General features: G+C 49.5%; 17 protein-coding genes. 10 read left to right on the top strand and 7 right to left on the bottom strand.

Features of this window, described 5'->3' with window-relative positions:
* The first annotated feature begins 268 nt into the window (after window positions 1-268).
* The 3 genes from K0H60_RS20065 (at window position 269) to K0H60_RS20055 (ending at window position 1,895) form a co-directional block, all read left to right on the top strand.
* Complete coding sequence (locus K0H60_RS20065) at window positions 269-724, top strand: hypothetical protein (RefSeq protein WP_220056837.1); 456 nt, start codon at window positions 269-271, stop codon at window positions 722-724.
* 25 nt (window positions 725-749) lie between these two features.
* The gene (locus K0H60_RS20060; protein ID WP_220056836.1) at window positions 750-1,235 is read left to right on the top strand and encodes a hypothetical protein; all 486 of its coding nucleotides are present in this window, start codon (window positions 750-752) and stop codon (window positions 1,233-1,235) included.
* Window positions 1,236-1,421: 186 nt separating this feature from the next.
* Window positions 1,422-1,895 carry a peroxiredoxin gene (locus K0H60_RS20055; RefSeq protein ID WP_220056835.1) on the top strand — a complete coding sequence of 158 codons (474 nt, stop codon included), beginning with the start codon at window positions 1,422-1,424 and terminating at the stop codon, window positions 1,893-1,895.
* 54 nt (window positions 1,896-1,949) lie between these two features.
* Here K0H60_RS20055 and K0H60_RS20050 read toward each other — a convergent pair whose 3' ends face one another.
* From K0H60_RS20050 to ompR, 3 genes are all read right to left on the bottom strand, one after another.
* On the bottom strand, window positions 1,950-3,926 hold the full coding sequence (locus K0H60_RS20050) for a methyl-accepting chemotaxis protein (protein WP_220056834.1): 1,977 nt from the start codon (window positions 3,924-3,926) through the stop codon (window positions 1,950-1,952).
* A 116-nt stretch (window positions 3,927-4,042) separates the two neighbouring features.
* Window positions 4,043-5,359 carry a two-component system sensor histidine kinase EnvZ gene (gene envZ, locus K0H60_RS20045; protein ID WP_133181711.1) on the bottom strand — a complete coding sequence of 439 codons (1,317 nt, stop codon included), beginning with the start codon at window positions 5,357-5,359 and terminating at the stop codon, window positions 4,043-4,045.
* 39 nt (window positions 5,360-5,398) lie between these two features.
* On the bottom strand, window positions 5,399-6,124 hold the full coding sequence (gene ompR / locus K0H60_RS20040) for an osmolarity response regulator transcription factor OmpR (protein ID WP_011718733.1): 726 nt from the start codon (window positions 6,122-6,124) through the stop codon (window positions 5,399-5,401).
* Between the two features lie 368 nt (window positions 6,125-6,492).
* On the opposite strand from ompR, the gene K0H60_RS20035 reads away from it, so the two are divergent.
* From K0H60_RS20035 to K0H60_RS20015, 5 genes are all read left to right on the top strand, one after another.
* Window positions 6,493-11,373 carry a PAS domain S-box protein gene (locus tag K0H60_RS20035; protein ID WP_220056833.1) on the top strand — a complete coding sequence of 1,627 codons (4,881 nt, stop codon included), beginning with the start codon at window positions 6,493-6,495 and terminating at the stop codon, window positions 11,371-11,373.
* Window positions 11,374-11,393: 20 nt separating this feature from the next.
* The gene (locus K0H60_RS20030) at window positions 11,394-12,320 is read left to right on the top strand and encodes a diguanylate cyclase (protein WP_220058212.1); all 927 of its coding nucleotides are present in this window, start codon (window positions 11,394-11,396) and stop codon (window positions 12,318-12,320) included.
* Between the two features lie 59 nt (window positions 12,321-12,379).
* Entirely contained in the window at window positions 12,380-12,883 is a 504-nt protein-coding gene (gene greB, locus K0H60_RS20025) for a transcription elongation factor GreB (protein WP_220056832.1), read from the top strand.
* A 129-nt stretch (window positions 12,884-13,012) separates the two neighbouring features.
* Complete coding sequence (locus K0H60_RS20020; protein ID WP_220056831.1) at window positions 13,013-15,352, top strand: Tex family protein; 2,340 nt, start codon at window positions 13,013-13,015, stop codon at window positions 15,350-15,352.
* A gap of 218 nt (window positions 15,353-15,570) precedes the next feature.
* A complete protein-coding gene (locus tag K0H60_RS20015; RefSeq protein WP_220056830.1) occupies window positions 15,571-17,535 on the top strand; it encodes an LTA synthase family protein in 1,965 nt (654 codons plus the stop codon).
* 66 nt (window positions 17,536-17,601) lie between these two features.
* Here K0H60_RS20015 and K0H60_RS20010 read toward each other — a convergent pair whose 3' ends face one another.
* Both K0H60_RS20010 and bioH read right to left on the bottom strand, forming a co-directional pair.
* A complete protein-coding gene (locus tag K0H60_RS20010; protein ID WP_220056829.1) occupies window positions 17,602-18,156 on the bottom strand; it encodes a hypothetical protein in 555 nt (184 codons plus the stop codon).
* Window positions 18,157-18,217: 61 nt separating this feature from the next.
* Window positions 18,218-19,012 (bottom strand): pimeloyl-ACP methyl ester esterase BioH, encoded by a 795-nt coding sequence (bioH, locus tag K0H60_RS20005; RefSeq protein ID WP_220056828.1) that lies wholly within the window; start codon window positions 19,010-19,012, stop codon window positions 18,218-18,220.
* Between the two features lie 25 nt (window positions 19,013-19,037).
* On the opposite strand from bioH, the gene K0H60_RS20000 reads away from it, so the two are divergent.
* Entirely contained in the window at window positions 19,038-19,844 is an 807-nt protein-coding gene (locus K0H60_RS20000; protein ID WP_220056827.1) for a ComFC family protein, read from the top strand.
* A gap of 167 nt (window positions 19,845-20,011) precedes the next feature.
* Entirely contained in the window at window positions 20,012-20,590 is a 579-nt protein-coding gene (gene nfuA / locus K0H60_RS19995) for a Fe-S biogenesis protein NfuA (protein ID WP_220056826.1), read from the top strand.
* A gap of 63 nt (window positions 20,591-20,653) precedes the next feature.
* On the opposite strand, the gene K0H60_RS19990 is transcribed toward nfuA, so the two are convergent.
* The gene (locus K0H60_RS19990; protein WP_220056825.1) at window positions 20,654-22,591 is read right to left on the bottom strand and encodes an alpha/beta hydrolase family protein; all 1,938 of its coding nucleotides are present in this window, start codon (window positions 22,589-22,591) and stop codon (window positions 20,654-20,656) included.
* Between the two features lie 77 nt (window positions 22,592-22,668).
* On the bottom strand, window positions 22,669-24,036 hold the full coding sequence (locus K0H60_RS19985; protein ID WP_220056824.1) for an MATE family efflux transporter: 1,368 nt from the start codon (window positions 24,034-24,036) through the stop codon (window positions 22,669-22,671).
* Between the last annotated feature and the right edge of the window lie 19 nt (window positions 24,037-24,055).

The following is a 24,055-nucleotide window of genomic DNA, read 5'->3' as shown; positions in this document are numbered from 1 at the left end:
AGAGTCATCACGCCTACCTAGAGTAAACAGCATGTCTTACACTAAAAAGCAGCGTATATCGATACGCTGCTTTTTTAATTTAGTAATGCGCAAAGTAAAACCTGCAGAAATTATGCGTATGCTCACTTTCTACACAGAATGATTTTTGTTATTGTGGAAATCAAATTTTAAATCAGTGAGTTGTGGATAATCTTGTCGAGTGAACTGAGGTGAGATTAGCGTATGCACACAATAAAAATGTTACAGAGTAGATATATAGGAGCTTTATTTGAATAAAGATATTCAAAAAGATATCTATCGAATTCGAGAAATTCTTGCAGGATTTGAAAAGTCTGACTTTCATAGTATGACTAGCTTTCATTTTTCATCAGGCTTTCCCGCTGGCTGCTGTGGAGACGCTACCGATCTGCTTGGTTTATATTTATTGAAATATCATGGTTTAGATAGTGTGTACGTTTGTGGCAGCGGATTAGGAGATAACTCAAACCAAACTCACGCATGGTTGGTATGCCAAGGTTACATTATCGATATCACCGCCGACCAGTTTAACGATGACGGTTATGATCTACCTTCAGTTATCATCGATAAACAAAGTCTATTCCATGAACTATTCGATGAAACGACAAGTCGTCCAATAAGTATTGAATATCTCAAAGGTACTGGCATTCCAAGTGTATTGACAAAAGTACTGTCAGTAATGCAAAAGCGGGAAAGTGCTCTATAACTCTGGGCATTAGGACGTATTATTCATGCAACGTAGCGAACTAATACTTAAAGAAAAGCTTGGAATGCTCATTGACTCAATATTTGAAGGGCAGCCAACAGTTTTCGAATCATATTCAAAATACGATTTGGATACCTGTCGCTTCGATCGCGCTGAGGATCTTAAAATATATGTTGAATCTGAAAGAAGCAAAGGTGAATGTTTTATCGATCTGGCTATACATTATCCAGCAACTAAAGGATTCGTTTATGAGCAGCAAATTAGTCTCAACTCAGCTAAATTTAACGGTGCGAAACTTAGGTTTCGAACCAGCGGCTGGGGGCTAATTCACTTTCAACTAGATTTCAGAGCGTCTAGTAAATTGGAGTGCAGGATTGCCGTGAACTCTGAAAAGAGAGCTCTGGGCTGGAGTAGCACTTATCCTGATTTGCAATCCCCAGCACTTTGGGATTGGAAAATGGTCGAAACAAATGCACGAAGACTTATTCGAGTATTAAGGAAATGCTCCTAACAGTTGCTCATACTCACTTCGTCAGCCAAGGCAGGCCTCTATCCCAAAGTAAAAACTTGCTATTCCCCTATATGTGTTCTTGCATAGCAATTTGCTTCACTGCACAAATCCCCTTTTTCTCTCTGTGTTTATCATTTCCGATTCGGGCTAGTATGGGCAAGTTACGTTAACTAAAGGAAGAGAGACATGATTGCTCAAGGTCAAACATTACCAGCGGCGACGCTAAGCCAACTGACTAAAGATGGCGTGGTAAATCATCAAGTTACCGAGCTGTTCGCGGGTAAAAAAGTGGTATTATTTGCAGTGCCTGGTGCTTTCACACCAACCTGTTCTGAAGCGCATTTGCCAGGTTATGTCGTACTGGCCGATCAATTTAAAGCTAAAGGCGTGGATTTAATTGCCTGTGTATCGGTTAACGATGCCTTTGTAATGAAAGCCTGGGGCGAAGCGCAAAATGCGTCTGAACTACTGATGTTAGCCGATGGCGATGCGAGTTTTACTAAGGCGCTGGGACTCGAGATGGATACCGCTGGCTTTGGCGGTGTACGCTCACAACGTTATGCGATGATCATCGATAACGGTGTGGTGACTTTACTGAATGTAGAAGCACCTAAGTCATTTGAGGTGAGCAAAGCCGAAGTGGTATTAGCGGCACTTTAATGCCTGATTAGAAAAAAATGGGAGCCTAGGCTCCCATTTTTATTGGTATCAAGTTTAAGCCGCTCGGGCTGGTACAGTGTTGGTGTCGGCTATGCCCAGGCTGGTCTCAATATCTTCCACACTTTGTTGCACTTCTTGGGCAATCACTTCACTCTGCTGCGAACTGGTTTGCGCTTGGTCTTTTAGGTTATCCATGCTGCGAACAAACTCATCGAGGTAATCGACTTGTTCTTTGGCGTTAAGCGAACCCTGCTTGGCGGTATTGGCCATTTCACTCGCTTGATTTTGCACGGTTTGCGCCACATGCCATAGGCTCTGTGCCCGTTGTTTTTGGCTGTCGGTTGCTTGGGCAATGCCATCAACACTTTCGCCGAGAGCGAGGTTCGATTGGGTGAGCTGATGCAGGATTTTCACGATTTCATTTAACGACACCTGAGTGCGTTGACTCAGGCTTCGCACTTCGTCGGCGACCACGGCAAAGCCGCGGCCTTGCTCGCCCGCACGGGCGGCTTCGATAGCAGCATTCAGTGCCAATAGATTGGTTTGCTCGGCAATATTGCCAATCACATCAATAATTTTGGCCACATCTGCTACCGAGTTATTCAGACTTTCGAGCGAGGCGTGGCAAAGGCCGACTGCCGTTTGGGTTTGTTCTGTGGCACTCAGTACCGCTTCGGCCTCGGTCTGGCTCGACTGCATTTGGCGCATGGTTTCGGCTGCGCTTTGTTCAACAAGGGCCGAGGTGTGACTGACCTCATTGGCGAGGCTGCGGATATGTTCGGTTTGCGACTGAGTGTCGGCGACTATGGTCTGAGTGTGTTCGGTGTGCTGCGACAGTTGGGTAATGCGTGCGACCAACTGACTTAAGGATTGAGAAACCTTAGTCATTTGTTGGCGTTGGAGTTCGTCTTCTTGCTCGAATCTGTGTAGCAATTGATTGAAATGGCCTGCAATTTGGCCGGTTTCGCAGCGGCGATTAATGTCCAAGCGTTCGCGACTGTTGGACTCGCTTAATTGCATAAAGGCTTGGTTGAGGCGTTTAAGGGGTTTAACCACGCGGTTCTGTTGCAGGATTAAATAGCCGATAGCAAACAGCGCCATAATCGAAACCATTGCATAAAGAATGACTTGTAACTCATATTTGAGTTGTTGGTTTTTGGCGGCCTGCGCCTCACCTAGGGCGATAAGTTGCTGTTCAACTCTGCTAATGGCTTGAATTAACTGCTCTTGCATCTCCTGATTGGCTTGCAGCAGTTGGTGGGTATTGGCGACTTCTTTATTGTATCGATTGGCTAGACTTAACAGCTCGCTGCGATCATTTTCACCCACTTCAATCTGCTCAGGTTCACTTGCGCCAAGGGCAAATTCATCGGCTTCCTGCTGCTCGTACACGCCGATTAACGGCAGGGCGTTCAGTTGGTCTCGCCACTGGTTTAGTTCTTTGCTGGTGCTGTCGAGAATATTTTTAAGCTGCTGATTTTTATCGATGAGATAGCCATCGGTCAGCTGCGATAACTGATAAACAATGCTGGGTAAGTCGCGGCTTAATTGCAGATATTGTTCGGCCACAGTGGCATTAACGGCTAAACCTCTGTCGGCGTAACTGCCGAGCCTGCGGTTATAGTCGAGCATTTCGGATTCGGCGTGGGCCAGTAGCTGTCTTGGATTGCCCGCGAGTTTGCCGGCGGCGCGGTATTTGGTATCTAAGTCTTGAATAAATTGACTCAGGCCAGTTTGCAATTCCTCATCGGCACTGCCCGCTGCGGCGAGGTTGAGTTCGCTGAGCTCAGTTTTAATTTTACTCAGTTTGGCTTTGGCTTCTTCGAGTTGGGTCGCGTTGCCGCTGGCTAAATAGCCATCGAGATCGCGGCGTACCCCCACGAGAAAATCCTGTTGTAAGCCTTGGAGCACTTGGGTTTGTTGCTCAATCTGTTGTCTTTGATCGCTGCTCCACAGCACCACGGCTGCTAATAGTCCAGCAAGCAATAACAACAGCGCCGAAGCTGAGAGTGACAGCGTTGAAATCTTCATGATGCAATCTTCATTGGAAACTTTAGGAAGTTAACTGCCTAGAGTTTATGAATTTCGCGTGACATAAATATGACAACACGAGTTGAATGTCAGCGTTGTCATTCTGAATTTAGGATTTATTCTAGGGGGAGCCAGACTTGGGCTTTTAAGCCGCCCTCAGTGCGGTTAGATAAGGTCACTTGGCCTTGGTGACGGTCGATAATTCGTTTGATGATAGCCAGCCCTAGGCCCGAGCCAACACTACCGCGTGCAATATCACCTTGGGTAAATGGCTGAAACAGTTTGGGAATTTGTGATTCATCAATCCCGGGGCCATTATCCTCAACGCTAAAACCGATCCGCTTGCCATCAAATTGCGAGCTGATTCGCACCCAGCCCGAACCATAGCGGAAGGCATTTTCGACCAGATTGCTGAGCACTCGCTTAATCGCCAGCCCTTGGAACAGGGCCTCGGGGCAATCGCTCAGTACGACTTCAATTTCACCGTCGCGGTTGGCTTCGGCCTGCGCGATATCTTGGATCAGTTTATTGATTTGCCCGGGCTCGCGGCTCGCCTCCTGATCTTGGCGAATATAGGCAATAAACTGGCTGATAATGGCGTCCATATCTTCGATATCGTTGACGATACCGTCTTTAAGATATTGATCTTCTTCGACCATCATTTCGGAGGCGAGGCGAATGCGCGTCAGTGGCGTGCGTAAATCGTGGGAAATTCCCGCCATCAACAGGGCTCTGTCCTGTTCGAGCTGTTTCATGCTGTGGGACATCTGGTTAAAGGCATTAGTCACTTCGACCAGTTCGCTGGAGCCTTTAAGCGGCAAGGGCTCGGGAAACTCACCGCGGGAGACTGCTATTGCGGCTTTTTGTAAGCGTCTGAGCGGCCTGTTTTGCTGGCGGGCAAACCACCATCCACCGGCGACACTGAGTGCACCGATCACCATTAAGTACAGTGTGAGTGGTGACAAGTCGGAAACGTTTTGCCCTATGAGTGGCACTTTAATCCACACCGAAGGCGCCTGCGGCGGGCGGATCCAAATTTGTAATACTGTGCCGTGGGTGACGCGAACTTCAGCATCGCCACCTAGGTATTCCGACATCTGCGATGACCAAAAACCGTAGTAGGTGGCCTGTTCGATTCCCGCTTCGCGGGCCTGTTGTTGGTTGTAGACCTTCATGCCATCGTCACGGACTTTGGCATTGAGTGCATCGACTATGGTTAAGTGTTCGCGGCCGATATCGATACCATCGACAAATAACAAATTGATTTGGCGGGCAATTAACTGGTTGATTTGCTGATAACTGGGCTTTAACACATATACAGCCACAGTGACATAGGAGACCAGCTGATTGATCAACAGTAGACAACCAATCAGCATGACGGTTTGGCTAAAGGCGCTGCGGGGAAGAAAGCGCCACCAAAACTTAGGTTTCATCTTGATGCCAACGCACTGGCGACTTCAGGCAAGAATGGCTCATCGACGGGCTGCACCATCGGGTACAAACACATAGCCAAGACCCCACACGGTTTGAATGTAGCGCGGATTAGCGGGATCTTTCTCAATCAATCGGCGCAGGCGCGAAACCTGTACGTCAATTGAGCGCTCCAGCGCCGAATAATCACGGCCACGGGCGAGGTTCATCAATTTATCCCGCGATAAAGGCTCGCGTGGATGAGTCACTAACACTTTTAATACCGCAAACTCGCCACTGGTGAGGGCGATGGCCTCATTGCCGTGGTACATCTCACGGGTGGCTAAGTCGAGGGAGAATTCGCCAAAGCTAATTTCGGCTTCCTGCTGCGCGGGTGCGCCGGGCACATCTTGGATTTGACGACGCATTACCGCTTTGATCCGTGCCAATAATTCCCTTGGGTTAAAGGGTTTCGGCAGGTAATCATCGGCGCCGAGTTCTAGGCCGATAATGCGGTCGACCTCATCGCCCTTGGCGGTGAGCATCACAATCGGAATCGTGCTGCCCTGTTGGCGCAGGCGACGACAGATGGATAAGCCATCTTCTCCAGGCAACATCAGATCGAGCACTATCAGGTGAAAATTTTCCCGCTCCAATAAACGGTCCATCTGCTCAGCATTGGCCGCACTGCGCACCTGATAGCCTTGCTCCATCAGGTAACGCTCGAGTAGTGCTCGTAGGCGCATATCATCATCGACGACGAGGATTTTCGAGGTTTCTTGTCCCATGGGATGTCCTTAAATTGCTCGGATTATTGCTTTTATTCTTTATGCCGTCATACAACAAAGATTAACTGGCTGAAATTGAAAACGAATCTGCCAAGAATGTGCTTAATATAGCCGGATTCAATCTGAGCGACTAGCTCATGATGTAAGCCAATCGTGGTCGAATTCGGCTAATTGCTAACTCATGTTAATACTAAGCAAATGAAATTGCATGGGAATCATGACATTTATCTAGTATGTAACTGAAATTGTAACTAAATTGGCACTAGCGACTTTTGACGCATTTATTGGCTTAAACGCTAAGCTTTATGGCAAAAGTATTTTGATTAGTCCAGAATCATAACTCTATGATTATTAATTATTAGGTGCATATGACCCTGTCGATGAGTTACAAGCAAGCCTCCAAGTGGGGGTTATTCGTCTTGCTCGTGGGACTGTTTTTCAGTGTCGTGCTTGCTTGGCAGGTGAGTCGTATCAATGCACAAACTATTTCGCAGGCGCTAGAAGAGCGCGCGCAGCAGATCAGTGAGAATGTGACTAACCGGATTACCCTGTACCAATATGGCCTGCGGGGCGCCCGAGGCATGATATTGACGGCGGGCGAAGACCATATTAGTCGTTCCATGTTTCAAAACTACAGCCTGACGCGGGATGTGGATGAGGAGTTCCCTGGCGCCCGGGGTTTTGGTTTTATCAGGCGCGTCACTAAAGAGAACGAAGCGCAGTTTTTAGCGCGGGTTAAATCGATGGATTGGCCTGACTTTCATATTCGTCAGCTCAATCCAAACGAGGGCGAAAAATATCTTATTGAATATATTGAGCCGCTCGACCGCAATAAGGCGGCAGTCGGCTTAGATATTGCCTCCGAAAGCCATCGAAAAGAAGCCGCAGACCGTGCCTTGTTGTCGGGGGCGGTGCAAATCTCTGCACCTATTACCTTAGTACAAGCTACGGGTAAGCCACTGCAATCGTTCCTTATTTTATTACCCGTTTATCGTACCAATGTGGTTCCCGCTACTCCGGAAGAACGTCTGGCTCAGGGCTTTGGCTGGAGCTACGCGCCGCTGGTCACGACCGAAATCTTAACGGGCTTATCTCTTCATCAGAAAATGACCAAATTGATGCTGAGCGATGTGACGGATGAGCAGCAGCCGATCAATTTCTTCGAAACCCACGCCAATGACTTAAGCGAGTTATCGGATTACAGCTACAAGTCCACTAAGACGATTTTTGGGCGGCATTGGCAGTTTGAAGTGATTGCTTATCCGGCATTTATCAAATCATTACATTTAAATAAGCCGAGTCTAGTGTTGTTCAGCGGCTGCCTGTTTAGCCTGTTGCTGGCGGCCTTGATTGCTATGTGGTCTTTGAGCTTACAGCGTAAACAGCAAGTGTTGACCGAGCAGGCTCGGCGCGCCAGCATGTTGGAACACTCCCTCGACGGTATTATCAGCTATGACCTTGCCGGCAATATCACCAGTTGGAACCAAGGCGCAGAGCGACTCTTTGGTTATACGGAGCCAGAAACACTGGGATTGCCGAGTAGTGAGTTGATTGTGCCCCCCAGCATAGTGCTCGAGGAGCAGGCACTATTTGCCGACGTGTTAGCCGGAAAAACTGTGCTGAACAGGGTATCGCGCCATCAACGCGCCGATGGCAGTAACCTGTCGACTTCGACCACGGCGTTGCCCATTTACGATGAACATGGCGACATTGTTGGCTTGAGCCAAACCATACGGGATATCACGGCGCAGCAGGATGCCGAGCGGCATATTCTTAACCTCAACGCCAGTCTTGAGCGCCAAGTCGCGAAGCGCACCCATGCGTTGCAACAGGCTCTACTCGAGAATCAGGCGCTGCTCGATACCATCAACCAACAGTTGCATTACTCAGTCACCGATTTAGACGGGGTAATCTTAGATGTGAATGAACACTTCTGTTTGATCAGTGGCTATGCGCGGGAAGAATTAGTTGGTAAGACCCACGCGGTGCTTAAGTCGGGTGAGCACGATGCTGCGTTTTGGAAGACGATGTGGGAACAGATTAAGGCGGGTAAATCCTGGCATGGAGAAATCTGTAACCGAGGGAAAGATCAAGAGCTGAAGTGGTTCGATACTGTGATTGGTTCAGTATTCGATGAGCATGGTGAAGTCGAGCGTTTTGTGGCGCTGCAAACCGATATTACCGAACGTAAATTGGCACAGATTGAAAAAAATCGGATTGCGACACTCCTAACTAATGTGCTGGATGCCGCCTCCGAAATGTCGATTGTTGCCGCCGATCCGCAGGGCATCATCACCATCTTTAACCGCGGTGCCGAACGCATGCTGGGGTATTCTGCCGAGGAGATCATAGGTAAAACCACCCCTGCACCATTCCATATCCCCGAGGAAATAACCGCAAGGGCGGCTGAGCTTTCTGAGGAGTATGGCCAAACAATTCAAGGCTTTGATACGTTTGTGCATAAGGCGCGGGAAGATGGCTCCGAAACCCGCACTTGGACCTATGTGCGTAAAGACGGTAGCCAATTCCCGATATCGCTCTCGGTGACGGCGATGCGTGGTAATGATGGTGACATTTTGGGATACCTTGGCATTGGGGTGGATATCTCGCAAATTGTGGCCCAGCAAGAAGCCTTACTCACGGCGAGTAACCACCTAAGCAAGGCGGCCGAAGTCGCTAAGCTCGGGATCTGGACTTGGAACTTGCTCGATAACTCGTTGCAGTGGAACGATCGCATGTTTGCTATGTATGACCAGCCTGAAAGTCTAAAGCAGCAAGGACTTAGCTATGAACATTGGCGGATGCGAGTGCACCCTGATGATGTAATCGAGGCCGAAGAAACGCTTAAACGCGCGGTCGAGCATGATGAACCCTATGAGCCGATTTTTAGGATCCTAACAACGGACGGTGAGATTAGGTATGTGCAGGCCGCCGCTAAAATCGAACGGGACAGACAGGGTCATATGATTCGAGTCATTGGCATCAATATCGACATCACCGCCCAGCGGCAGTTAGAAAAAACACTCAGAAATGCCAAGCAGGAGGCGGATACCGCCAATGCAGCTAAGTCGGCGTTCCTTGCCAATATGAGCCATGAAATCCGCACCCCGATGAATGCCGTGTTGGGGATGTTGCAGCTGATGCAATATACCGCCCTCTCGGTGCAGCAGCAGGGTTATGTGACTAAGGCGCAAACGGCCGCTAAATCATTGCTTGGGCTGTTAAATGATATTTTAGACTTCTCAAAAATTGATGCGGGTAAGTTGAAGCTCGACCTTCATCCTTGCTCGATTGAATTGCTGATGCGGGATCTCGCAGTGGTACTGTCGGCCAATCATGGCAATAGCGATGTCGAAGTGATGTTCGATCTCGACTCAGCGCTGCCCGCGTGGTTGCTGGCCGATCAGTTAAGGTTGCAGCAGATTTTGATCAACCTTGCTGGTAATGCCCTCAAATTTACCCCACACGGTCAAGTGATCGTCGGGCTGGAATGTCTACGCCACGAGGCGGAGAGCGTTACTGTGCAGTTTTCGATTGTCGACAGCGGTATTGGCATCAGCGAGGAGCAAATCGAGCGGATTTTCACTGGCTTTGAGCAGGCTGAGTCTTCCACTTCACGCCGTTTTGGCGGTACTGGGCTTGGGCTTGCGATTAGTAAACGTCTCGTCGAATTAATGGGCGGCCAACTGCAAGTGACCAGTAAGGTCGGTGTGGGCAGCCGTTTCTGGTTTGATTTAACCTTCCCCGTGATGGAAGTGGAGGCTAACCCACGCGCCGATTTGAGCGGTTATCGTATTTTGGTTGTTGATGACAATCAGATCACGACTGAGATCCTATCGAAAATCCTCAGCGATTACGGCTGTGTGGTTGAAACTGCCTCGGGTGGTTATCAAGCCATAGAAAAAGTGAAACAAGCCACTGCCAATGCTCAGCAATTTGATGTGGTATTGATGGATTGGCGCATGCCGGATATCGATGGTTTACAAACTGCAGAGATGCTGAAAAATGCTGGAACTGGCAATTATACCCCGCTGGTGGTGATGTTAACGGCCTACGGCCATGAAGTGATAGCCGAGAGCCAGCATATCAACAACGTGCCTTTTGTGAACTTTTTAACTAAACCTGTGACTTCACAAATTCTGGCCGAAGCCGTGCTCAATGCCATCGAAGGCAAGACCATGGACGCCAATCCTAAACCGCGCTCACAGCGACTCTTGGCGGGGCTCACGCTGTTAGTGGTTGAAGATAATCAATTAAACCGCGAGGTGATTGACGAGCTGCTCACCTACGAGGGCGCAACCGTTGTGCTGGCCGAAGGCGGCATTGAAGGGGTTACCCAAGTATTAGACAGCGGCGACATGTTTGATGCCGTGATTATGGATATGCAAATGCCGGATATTGATGGCCTTGAAGCCACGCGGCGGATCCGCGCCGATGGCCGCTTTGACCAGTTGCCTATCCTGGCGATGACGGCGAATGCCTCGCAGGCAGATAAACAGGAATGCCTCGAGGCGGGCATGAATGCCCACGTGAGCAAACCCATAGATATGCAGCAGTTATTGCCGAATATTCTGCGGCTGGTGGGGCGTGATGCGGCACAGTTCGCAGAGCCTGAGTCAATGCATCTTGACGCTCAACATAATCTCGAAGGCGAAACCCTGCTTGACGATATTCGCTTGATCCTGCGCCGCTTTGGCGGCAACCAAGTGTTTTTCGAGAAAATGGCGAGCAGTTTTGCCCCTGAAATGACCAAACAGCTAAGCTTATTCAAGCAATCGACAAAAACCTTTGATTACGCCACCACAGCGGCGATTAGCCATGCGATTAAAGGCATTGCCAGCAACTTTGGCGCGAGGCGTTTAGCTGTGCATGCAGCATTTTTAGAAAAACAATTTAAACAAGAAGGCCTAGAGCTGCTGGAAATAAAATGCTGGACGGATACACTGGAGTCTTTAATTAATCAAAGTATTGAGCAGCTTTCTGGCTTTTTACCCAAGACACAGTTAAAACAGCCGCAATTGAGCGAGCCTGCAAACGGTGTTTTGGATATACAAAGTGTTCGAGCCGAGTTGGATAACTTGGCCTCCCTCTTACAGGAAAATAACTTAGAAGCCGTGACTCTTGTAGATAAACTCGCAAAACCGCTCTCACAGCATCCACAATGGACGGAGCTGAATGGACAAGTGCAATCCCTCGCCTTTATGCAAGCCTTAGAGACATTGCGTGCGATGATGTTGGAGAATGCCTAGTGCAGTATTTAAGTGAATTAATGGCGACGCAACAGGCCACCAAAGGCAAGATTTTGATCGTGGATGATCAGCCACTGAATATCAAAATCTTGCACCAACTCTTCCATGAGGAATATGAGATGTTCATGGCGACGAGTGGTGAGCAGGCGCTGCAGGTATGCCAAAAAATGCAGCCCGATCTGGTGTTGTTAGACATCGAAATGCCTGAGATGACAGGTTATGAAGTCTGTCAGCGACTAAAAGCCGATCCTGCCACCGCCAATATTGGGGTGATCTATATAACCGCCCATTTTGATGAGATGGAAGAAGTGAAGGGCTTTCAACTCGGCGCGGTGGATTTTATTCACAAACCGATCAACCCCATCATCACCAGTGCGCGGGTAAAGAACCAATATCTACTTAAGCGCCAATCCGATGTATTGCATTCCATCGCCTTGCTCGACAGTTTGACTGGCGTGGCTAACCGTCGCCAATTCGAGCAACGCTTACCCGAAATCTGGCGTCATTGCAGCCGTAATCAGGCGTATTTGTCCGTTATCATGCTGGATGTGGACTTTTTTAAACGCTATAACGATCGCTATGGTCATCAGGAAGGAGACCAATGTTTGCGACTGGTCGCCGATGCCGTCAAAGGTATGTTAAAACGTCCTAACGATCTTATCGCCCGCTACGGTGGCGAGGAGTTTATCTGTATCCTGCCAGAGGCTAAGCTGTCTGGCGCCATGCGTCTCGCACAGGCGATGGTAGATGCGGTGCATGCCCTGCATTTAGAGCATCTAGACTCAGAGTTTGGTGAGGTCACAGTGAGCGCCGGAATTGCCACAATTCAACCAGTCGCCGAGCAAAGTTGGGAGTCTTTGGTTGAAGTTGCGGATCAGCAGCTATATATCGCTAAACATAATGGCCGTAATCAAGTCGTTGGTATCGATATCGAACCGGCGCAATAATCTTGTTTGAGTGTCGAGTAAAGTGACTCGACATGGTTAAACCTGTGGATAGTTGAGTTATGAAAGCGCATTTGATCACCCGCCAAGGCTGGATGACCTTAGATAAAGAATTAAAGTACCTGTGGAAGGAATATCGTCCGCAGATCACCCTTAAAGTGCAAGAGGCAGCCGCCCAGGGCGATAGAAGTGAAAACGCGGATTACACTTACAATAAAAGACTTCTACGTCAAATAGATAGTCGGGTTAGATATCTGGTCAAACGCCTCGAAGAACTCAAAATCGTCGACTATTCTCCCCAGCAGGAAGGCAAAATTTATTTTGGCGCTTGGTTCGAGCTCGAAAACGAAGTGGGCGAGCGCGTGCGTTATCGTATCGTCGGCAAGGATGAGCTCGACACTAAACTCGGCTACATCACCATAGACTCCCCCATGGCGCGGGCACTGATCGGCAAACTGGTCGATGATGAAGTGGTCGTGCAAACCCCCTCGGGTCCGAAGGAATGGTATATCAATGACATCCGCTATACCCCATTCGAGACGCCGCTCGAGGGCGAGCCTGAATAACCTTTAGTAGATCAAACTCTCGTCGATTTTCATGCTGAAATCGACAGCATCATATGAAATAACGACTGCGCCTGTGGTATCTTGGGCGCAATTAGGATCAATCAAACCCTTAGGCACGATACTTTATTTATGCAGACTATTGCCCAAATTATTGCTCAGGAACTGAATGTTCAGGAGCATCAAGTCACTGCCACCATAGATTTGCTCGACAATGGTGCCACAGTTCCCTTCGTCGCCCGTTACCGTAAAGAAGCGACCGGTGGTTTAGATGACACCCAATTACGTACACTGCACACCCGTTTAGGCTATTTGCGTGAGCTGAATGACAGACGTCAGGTCATTTTATCCAGCATTCAAACTCAGGGTAAGTTAACGCCTGAATTACAAAGGGAAATCGAAGGTGCCGACAGCAAGACCCGCCTCGAGGATCTGTATCTTCCCTTCAAGCCTAAGCGCCGCACTAAGGGCCAAATAGCGATTGAAGCAGGAATAGAGCCGCTTGTTGAAGCTGTGCTTGCCGATCGCAAGGCGGATATTGAAGCATTGGCGGCGGGTTATCTGAATCTCGAAGCGGGTTTTGCCGATACTAAAGCTGTGCTGGAAGGCGCCCGTTATATTCTGATGGAACGTTACGCCGAAGATGCGGAATTACTGCGTAAAGTTCGTGACCACCTAAGTCAAAACAGTGTGTTAGAAAGCCGTGTTATCGCTGGCAAAGAGAAGGAAGGCGCGAAGTTTCGCGACTATTTCGAGCACAACGAACCTCTGGCGAAAGTGCCATCACACCGCGCCTTGGCGATGTTGCGTGGCCGCAATGAGGGTTTCCTCTCCTTATCGATGAATGCCGATCCTGCTGCCGAAGCGGGTCAGGGCAGTTACTGCGAAGTCATTATTAGCGAACACTTAGGCCTAAAACTTGGCGAGAGCAGTGTCGACCAATGGCTTAAGACCGTTGTGACCGCTACATGGCGGATTAAAATTGCCCTGCAAATGGAAACCGAGTTTATCTCGCAAATGCGTGAGCGCGCCGAAGCGGAAGCCATTAAAGTGTTTGCCCGTAACTTAGGCGACTTGTTAATGGCCGCACCAGCGGGTGCCAAGGCGACTATGGGGCTAGACCCAGGTCTACGCACGGGCGTTAAAGTGGCTATAGTGGATAACACGGGTAAGTTAGTGGCACACACGACTATCTTCCCCCATGCGCCGCAGAATTTGTGGGACAAGTCAATTCGCACCCTCGCCAACTTAGCGCAAATGCATAAGGTGGAGTTAATCGCGATTGGTAACGGCACTGCATCACGCGAAACAGACAAGTTAGCGGGTGAGTTGATTGCCAGCCTTAAGGACAGCCAACCGCAACTGACCAAGGTGATGGTGAGTGAAGCGGGCGCGTCCGTGTATTCCGCCTCCGAACTCGCCGCACTGGAGTTCCCAGAGCTAGATGTGTCTATCCGTGGCGCCGTTTCTATTGCTCGCCGTTTACAGGATCCCTTAGCGGAACTGGTGAAGATTGAGCCTAAGTCCATCGGTGTGGGTCAATACCAGCACGATGTGAGTCAAAGTCAGCTATCTAGCTCGCTCGAGGCCGTGGTCGAAGACTGCGTAAACGGTGTGGGCGTGGATTTAAACATGGCATCGGTGCCTTTGCTGTCGCAAGTTGCTGGCTTAAACAAAACCTTAGCGAAAAACGTGGTCGATTACCGCGATGCTAATGGCGCCTTCAAAAACCGTAAAGAGCTGTTAAAAGTACCACGCTTAGGCCCTAAAGCCTTTGAACAAGCTGCGGGCTTTTTGCGGATCCGTGATGGCGACAATCCCTTAGATATGTCGGCGGTTCACCCCGAAGCCTATGCACTGGTCGAAACCATTGCGAAGACCAAGCAAGTGGAGTTGGCGAGCCTTATCGGTAATTCTGAGCTGCTACGCAACATCAAGCCGCAGGAGTTTACGACCCCTGAGTTTGGTTTACCGACAGTGACCGACATCCTAAGCGAACTGGATAAACCGGGCCGCGACCCCCGTGGTGAGTTTAAAACCGCCAAGTTTAAGGATGGGGTTGAGGAGCTTAAGGATCTGAAGCCTGAGATGATCCTCGAAGGTGTTGTCACTAACGTGACTAACTTTGGTGCCTTTGTGGATATCGGCGTGCACCAAGATGGTTTAGTGCATATCTCATCATTAACCGACAAATTTATTACCGATCCCCATACCGTGGTGAAAGCGGGTGATGTCGTGAAAGTGAAGGTGATGGAGGTCGATGTCGAGCGTCGTCGTATTGGCTTGAGTATGCGTCTGGATGAGGCTATCGATCAGAGCAAGAGTCAATCACGCGGCCCATCTCAAGGTAAGCCACAGGCTCATAAGGGCAATATACAGCATAAATCTGCGCGTCCCGCGCCAAAAGCTGCACCTGTCAACGCGGCCATGGGCAATGCCTTTGCCGACGCCTTCGCTAAGCTGAAAAAGTAATCTGACTCTGGTCGGCTCGAATATACACTTGTGTGCGAGCCGACATTTTTTTACTTGTTAGCCACAAAATTGTTGCATATATGCTGTCCTAGGTAATATAAAGTCGGCATTTAATGCAACGTTAAGCAAAATCGGTTGTCATAACACAACTTTTTCACCGATTTTTCTCAAATTGACACTCCAAAGCTGAGTGGAAGTTTACTGTTTTGGGGTTATACATGCAGTCAGGTTTATCCGCTCGTGGACGTCAGCCCGCCCATGGGCCGTTTCGCGTCATTCTTATTTTCAGTCTGTTAGTACTCGCTATTGCTACGGCTAGCCGCGTTGGCTTAGGTCTGTGGCAGGGCGAACGTGTGGCCGCCGTTGACGGTTGGTCGCATCTGTTACTGCAAGGTATTCGTGTCGATATCGCAACCCTGTGTTGGTTATGGGGTGTCGCCGCCTTAGGTACGGCGTTGTTTTCAGGCGATCATCTGCTTGGCCGCATTTGGCAAGGAGTGCTGCGCCTATGGCTAACCTTAGGTCTGTGGGCCATTGTATTCCTTGAGGTTTCAACGCCAGCCTTTATTGAAGAATACGGCATTCGCCCGAACCGCTTGTATGTGGAGTATTTGATTTACCCCAAAGAAGTGCTGTCGATGCTGTGGGCGGGACGCAAGCTGGAGCTGATTTTCTCTGTGTTGCTCACCCTCGCGACGCTGTGGGGCGGTTGGACTCTCAGTGGTAAGTTGACTAAGAATCTGCGTTTCCCACGTTGGTATTGGCGTCCTGTGTTAGCTGTCATGGTGATCGTCGTGACCCTGTTGGGCGCGCGCTCAACCTTAGGCCATCGTCCAATCAACCCCGCGATGGTGGCATTTGCCGATGATCCATTAGTTAACTCTTTGGTGATTAACTCCGCTTATTCGCTGGTGTTTGCGATTAAGCAAATGGGCAGCGAAGAAGACGCCTCTAAGGTGTATGGCTCCTTAGACAGAGAGGAGATCATCAAGACAATCAGGCAAGAGAGTGGCCGCCCTGAGAGTGCCTTTACCTCGAGCGACATCCCCTCATTAAGCTTTAACCAAGCCAGTTACAACGGTAAACCGAAAAATCTCGTGATCCTGTTGCAGGAAAGCTTAGGCGCCCGTTTTGTGGGGAGTTTAGGCGGTATGCCTTTAACGCCGAATATCGATGCGCTCTCACAGGAAGGTTGGTATTTCGATAATCTCTACGCTACTGGCACACGTTCAGTGCGCGGAATCGAAGCTGTGACGACAGGTTTTACCCCAACGCCGGCCCGTGCCGTGGTGAAACTTGGTAAGAGCCAGACGGGCTTTTTCACCCTCGCCGAATTGCTGAAAAACCACGGCTATACCACCCAATTTATCTACGGTGGTGAGAGCCATTTCGACAATATGCGCAGCTTCTTCCTTGGTAATGGATTTAGCGACATTATCGACCAGAAGGATTATCAGTCCCCGGCCTTTGTTGGCTCTTGGGGCGCTTCAGACGAAGATTTAATGCGTAAGGCGAACAGTGAGTTTGAGCGTCTTCACAGTGAAGGTAAGCCATTCTTTAGCTTAGTCTTTAGCTCGAGTAACCACGATCCATTCGAATTCCCCGATGGCCGTATTGAGCTGTATGAACAACCTAAGCAGACCCGCAATAACGCGGCTAAATATGCCGATTATGCAATTGGTGAGTTCTTCAAACTGGCGAAAAATGCTGACTACTGGAAGGACACTATCTTCATCGTAGTCGCCGACCACGATAGCCGTGTCGGTGGGGCCGATCTGGTGCCAGTCTCGCGCTTCCGTATTCCTGGGCTAATTATTGGGGATAATGTTGCGCCAAAACGCGATCACCGTGTCGTGAGTCAAATCGATTTACCGCCAACCTTGTTATCTTTGATTGGTATTTCAGACTCTTACCCTATGCTCGGTCGTGACTTAACTCAGGTTAGCGACGATTGGCCGGGGCGTGCGCTGATGCAATACGATAAAAACTTTGCCCTGATGGAAGGTAAAGATGTAGTTATCCTGCAGCCGGAGAAAGCGGCGCAGGGCTTCCAGTATGATGAAAAGACCGAGCACTTAACCCCTTATGCCCCAGCGGCGCAGTCGCTGGAGAAAAAGGCCTTAGGTTGGGCTCTGTGGGGCAGCCTAGCCTACCAGCAAGAGCTGTATCGCTCGGGTAAATAACCGAATTAAAAATGCCGCTGATTAGCGGCATTTTTATTTTGAAACTTGTCTTTAAACCAGCAGATCTTAAATCCAAGCCGACATAGCAGGTTCGGCTTCGGGCTGAGTCTGCTGCGCATAGTATTGTCCAATACGCTGGCCAACCTGTTGATAAAACTGAGGAGACTCCCCTTGCATCGGCTGACGCGTCGTCGCTGTCGTGGTTTTCGCTGTGGTATTGGCGGGGCGAGGAGTGTTTTGACCGACCTTTAGTCGAATATCTTTACGCTGCAGCGCCGCTGGGCCGCGCACTGGCACTTTAAGGGTTTTTGGGAGCGCCCGATCGGCAGCAACTATCGGAGCTTGTTTCTCTTGCTGTTGCTGACTCTGTTGCTGTGAAGACTGCTGTTGTTGCTGTTTGTCTTGAACTTGTTGCTGATTTTGCTCGAGCAAACGTGCCTGCTGCTGAGTTTGATCTGCGGTACGTTCATTTTGCGGATTAAAGGCGCGCTCTTCATGGCCCTTAGTCGCGGCCTGCGGCGGGATAACCACGGGTTTGAGCTGATTGTCGACCCGAGCCGAGTCCGTCGCGACATTGGTCGTCGCTATCGGAACTTGGGGGTAGTTACTGACAAGCAGCATGAAAAATTCCTTGTGGCCTTAATGGTTAAATACTAGCCACTTATTGCTCAAAGATAAAGCGTTAGTCCTTGAATTGCGCCAGCCAAGGTGTAATTGCCTGCACGAATTCTTCCCTGTGGGACACAAACGGTGCGTGGGATGCCTTGGCGAGCATCACATCTGTGATGTGGCTTGCTGTGGGCATCTTAGGTTGAACGCGTTTGGGCACGAGTCCATCGAGTCGACCCCAGATCCGCAGCCAAGGTTGCTGTATCGCCGATAATTGCGGCCTAAGATCGATTTGATTCAACATATCAAGACCTTGCGTTAAGGCGGCTGCATCAGGTAGCGGGCGCGCTAGCACTAAATCCCGCAGCTGCTTGATATCGTCTTTAGCGGTTTCGCTGCCCATGGCCTGAATCGCTAAAAAGCGCTCAATCGTCTTTGGTAAATTTTGTCCAAGCTGCTCGCCAAACATGCTGAGCACCTGCGGTGGAATGCCAGGCCATGCTTCTTCCTCCCTCGCCATAAAACAGGGCGAGGACGCGATAGTCATTAAGCCTTTGACATGGGAGGGATAGCTTATTGCGGCTTGGGTGGCCACTAAGCCACCCAGTGACCAGCCGGCCCAAATCGCATTGGCGGGCAAGGCATGGATTAGCGCATCCACCCAAATCGCTAAATTGCCTGCGATTGGCTGACTTAGGCCAAAGCCGGGCAGATCGACATAGTGGACTCTATACTCAGAAAGCTGCTCATGGAGCGGCGTGAAGACGGCGCTATTAACCCCCCAACCGTGGAGTATCACCAGATCCGGCCCTTGGCCTCGGATGTCGATATGCAGTTGGGGATGATGGGCTGGCGTCGCAGAGTTCACTAAAATACCTCTAATAGGAAGTTGTATGTCGGGCGATAGCAAATGGACTTGGTCGCAACAGGGAGCGAAGCTGTTACGCATAGTTTCGCATTTGGGGCAGCGTTACTTGGCGGGCAGTTTACCTAACCGCTGCTTACTGTGCCACCAATCCCTCAATGCAAAGGAAGCGGGATTTTGTCAGGTATGCCTGCAAACGGGTTTGTATCACAGCCCAATTTGTTTAGGTTGTGGCAAATCCATGTCACTTGAACTCGAATATTGCGGAGAGTGCCAACGGCATCAACCGCGAAAAGTCATCGCACCTTGTAGTTATCATCAAGGTTTTGGCCCTTGGATAGCGGCCATTAAATATCAGGGGCAACTCGCCGCCTTACCCATATTGTGCCAAGCCTTAGTGGCGCGCATTGATCAGCTTGAACAGCAAGAATTTATCACGCTGCCGCAGGCCATAGTGCCAGTCCCTTTACACCCTAATCGGCTGCGTCAACGTGGATTTAATCAAGCATGGTTAATTGCCCATGAATTATCGAAGCAGCTCTCGCTGCCACTGGCCTGTGACGGATTAATTCGGCGGCAGGATACCCGCCCACAAGCCGGACTCAATGGCACACAGCGACGACGAAATCTACAGGATGCTTTTGAGTTAAATGCAGATTTTGCTTATCAACGGATTGCGCTGGTGGACGATGTGGTGACGACTGGCACAACAGTGGCAGAAATTGCCCGTTTGTTCGAGGCGCGATATATACAGGTGCAAATATGGTGTCTAGCCAGAGCCGAAGCGCCGGGTTTATTGGATGATATTGCGAGTGAAAACGACGATCCGCGTTAGCTATCCGCTAGTGCTCTACAGGTTAAGTTGTTGCATTGAAAGCGTGATGGATTTTGCAAAATTCCAGAACTTGCTACCCTAGGGACTACAAAGCGCGTGTGAGTAGGAGTATCATACGCCTAATTCTTACTAAAACACTCAGGTATCCCCTGACGGAGCTGGTTTCCATGATTACTATTTCCGATGCGGCTCAGGCCCATTTTGTAAAGTTGTTAGCCGATCAACCTGAAGGCACTCATATTCGCGTATTTGTGATCAGTCCAGGTACCGCACAAGCCGAGTGTGGCGTGTCTTACTGCCCGCCTGACGCCGTTGAAAGCGATGATATTGAATTAGAATTCAATGGCTTTAGCGCTATGGTTGACGAGAAGAGTGCGCCTTTCTTAGAAGAAGCCTCAATCGACTTCGTGACCGATCAATTAGGTTCGCAATTAACCCTTAAAGCCCCTAACGCAAAAATGCGTAAAGTGGCTTCAGATGCGCCTTTAGCAGAGCGTGTTGAGTATGTGATCCAATCTGAAATCAACCCACAACTGGCAAGCCATGGTGGTAACATCATGCTGGTTGAAATCACCCAAGAAGGCGTAGCGGTACTGCAGTTTGGCGGTGGATGTAACGGTTGTTCGCAAGTTGATATCACCCTAAAAGATGGTATCGAGAAGCAGCTATTAGATATGTTCGCAGGTGAACTCTCTGGTGTGAGCGATGTGACCGATCACCAACACGGCGCGCATTCTTACGCTTAAGCTGGTGTTGAACTGAATAAAAAACGCGACCTGTGAGTCGCGTTTTTTTATGGCGTTTTGTGGCTACAGCTGGGTTTTCAGGTTGTCAGCTAAAAACTTATCGAGCGCCTTAAAGGTGGTTAACCTATGGTCATTGTTACTTAAATAATGGTCACCATTTTCGAGCTCAATATATTCGACGTTTTTCTTACGTGATTTCAGTTCGTCGAACATTTCGCGGCTATGTTGCACCTTAACCACTCGGTCCTTATCGCCATGCAGTAGTAATACCGGGATGCTGATCTTATCGGCCTTACTGACGGGTGAGCGCTCATAGAGGGCGCTAAAATCATCGCCAATTTGTTCTTTAACGACTTCATAATTGGTAAAACGGCGACTGGATTTTACCAGGTAAGCCACGTCTGTCACCCCTGCCACACTGACCGCGCAGCGGTACAGGTCGGGTGTCATCGCCGCACCCATTAAGGCGGCATAACCACCATAACTCGCGCCGACGATACAGATACGCTGTGGATCGCTAATCCCTTGATTGATTAGGTAACGTGTACCATCTTCCACATCGTTTTGCATTTCGAGCCCCCAGCTTTTGAGGCCGGCCTTCATAAACTCATAGCCGTAGCCCGCCGAGCCCCTAAAGTTCATTCGAAATACCGCGTAGCCACGGTTGGCGAAAAACTGCGCCCAATAATCGAAGTCGTTACTGTCGTAACTTATGGGGCCGCCGTGGGGAAAGATAATGGTGGGGAGTTGCTTGGCCTCCAAACCCTTTGGCACTGTAAGGTAAGCATCGATTTTGAGTTTATCCCGCGCTTCGTAGCTCAGATAGTGAGTATCGGCGAGTTGTTCGCTGCTTAGCTGGCTATATCTATCGGCAATCGGAAATAACGCCTTTTCATCCCTATCGCCGAAGTAATAGGTGCCAGGTTGAGTCGAACTGGTGGAGTAGACGATATAGCGGCGTTCATCCGCGCTAAATTGGGTGATGTAGTTATGGGCATTGGGCAATACTGCTTTTAGTCCATTTTGCAGACCCGCATATTCAGGATCCCAGAAGGTGTACTCTTCGCCGTCGCCTTCACTGATCCCAATGACTTTTTTCTTGAGTTCTGAATAGATGAGATTGCCTTCAACATCGGTATCTTTGTTGGCGTACACCAGCTCCTTGGTGAGCTTAGGATCGGTTAAATTCACCTTGAAGATAGCTTCAAAGCCTTGGTGGTAGGCGCGTACGAATAAGATGTTGGGGTCGGCATCGAAACCTAGTGGCCAGACGCTCTCGTCGGAGAAGGCTTTAAAGGTCCAGAGTAAGCGTGGCTCTGCCTTTTGTTCCGGTTGCTCGTAGATCCGGTACTCAGTGTCATCGTTATAGATGGAGATACGGACCTTGTGCTGCCTGTCGGTAATCCAGCCGATGATTTTACGTTTAGAGTTTTGAATAAACGAGGATTTACCCTGAGAGAGATTGACTCTAAGCACGCTGTCTTCACCCACTTCTTCGCCCATACCATCGAGGGAGAGCAAGATATTATCAGGGTCATCCGGCATCATATCGATAATCTGTCCCTGATGTTGGGGGATCCAACTGAGTCGGTCGATGACGCTACGGGCGAGCACGCTCGTGGTTTTTCGCGTGGTTAAATCGTACTTCACCAAGCGAGTTTCGGTCGTCGGTGTGCCATAGCGATTTGCCGGAAACTTAGCGCTGATCAGCAAAGTGGTGTCATTTGCCCACTGTAATGACAGCAGGACAAACTTCTGGTTATCGGTGTGAATCGCGTAATCTTTGTTGCCCGTTTCTAAATCGAGAATACTGACCACTGTGCCCTTAAGTTTGGGCTGGTCTACCCGAACGATAGAGGCAATTTTTTTGCCATCGGGCGACAGTTGCACTGAGCTGACATCGGGAATACTGGCAAAGGCCTCGACGGCAAGCTGAGGAACGGTTTGGGCAAGCAGTGGCAGACTTAGCCACAGGAGTAACAAAGGTAAAATCCTTTTCATAACGCATCACAATTTTATTACAATGATGCCGCGTATCTTAATGGGATAACCTTAAGTAAGCTACTGTCTTTACAGAACTAATTAAGAATAAATGCCTTGCTAAAGCGGTAATGTGCCGCTAGGGTGAAGCTGCGCGTTAGCATAAAGGCTGTCATGGCCGCCCACAGTGCATGGTTAGCCTGCTCGGGAGGCAACAGCGATTGCAGCAAATACCATGTCGGGAAGAAGGCGCCAAATGTCGCGATAATCATACTGTTACGCATCACTTTTCCCTTAGCGGCGCCAATATAAACCCCATCAAACAGATAGGAACTAAAAGACCAAAGCGGCAGTAATATCAGCCAAGGCAGATAAATTTGCGCTGTGGTTCTCACCTCATCAATATTGGTTAGCAGCCCGATGATACGGTCTCCAAAAAGATAAAATATCAGGCTGAAACCCAATGCAGAGATGGCGGACCAACACCAAGCCAGGAGTACAGCTTCGCGCAGTGGCTGTGTGCGTTTTTGTCCGTAGGCTTTGCCCACTTCCGCCTCGGCATAATAGGCAATGCCATCGAGGGCGTAGGCGATTAATAACAGTAAATTCAACAAGACGGCATTGGCTGCGACCGTATTATCCCCAAGGCCTGCACCGTGAAAAGTCATAAAGGCGAAAGCGACTTGCAGGCATAGGCTGCGGATAAATATATCGGTATTGAGTCTAAGCAGCTGGCCGTAACCCGACAAGTTCAGGTGAACTCTAATATCGGCAAATTGGAATCGAGGTATTAACTTAAGCTGTTGTAATACCATGTAGAGCGCAACGCTAAAGGCGGTGATATCCGCACATAGTGAGGCAAGTGCTGCCCCTTTAACTCCCCAGCCTAAACCTAAGACGAACAACACATCGAGGATAATATTGGCTAAGTTGGCGAAGATAAGCTGCCACATGGCCGCCTTGGGCTGTTGTCTGCCAAGGAGCCAGCCGAGCATCACTAAATTGAGCAGGGCGAATGGTGTCGACCAGACTCGGACTTGAAAATATTCTCGGCAATAACGCTCGACTTCCACACTCGCCTCGGAGAGGCCGAGCGCTAAATTCAGTATCGGGATCTGTAATAGGATCACAGCGATACCCAGCCCTGTCGCCAGTATGGCGCCTTGGACCAGCAACTTTAATTGGCGCGCGGTATCGTTTGCGCCATAGGCCTGTGCGACCAATCCGGTAGTCGCCATCCGTAAAAAGCCTAATAACCAAATGATTAATGTGATAATCGTTGACCCGAGTGCGACGCCCCCTAAATAATAGGCGTCACTTAAATGCCCGATGACGGCCGTATCGACCAATCCCAACAGCGGTACCGTGATATTGGAGAGGATCATCGGCAGGGCAAGCGCGAGCAGCTGGCGATTCTTGGTGCCATTCAACAGGAGCGCGAGTGCGGTGGATTTTGCGGTAGTCATTGATTCAGAGGTATTCACA

This window comes from Shewanella mangrovisoli, assembly GCF_019457635.1.
GTDB lineage: Bacteria > Pseudomonadota > Gammaproteobacteria > Enterobacterales > Shewanellaceae > Shewanella > Shewanella mangrovisoli.
This window is presented reverse-complemented; position numbering and strand designations above follow the sequence as displayed.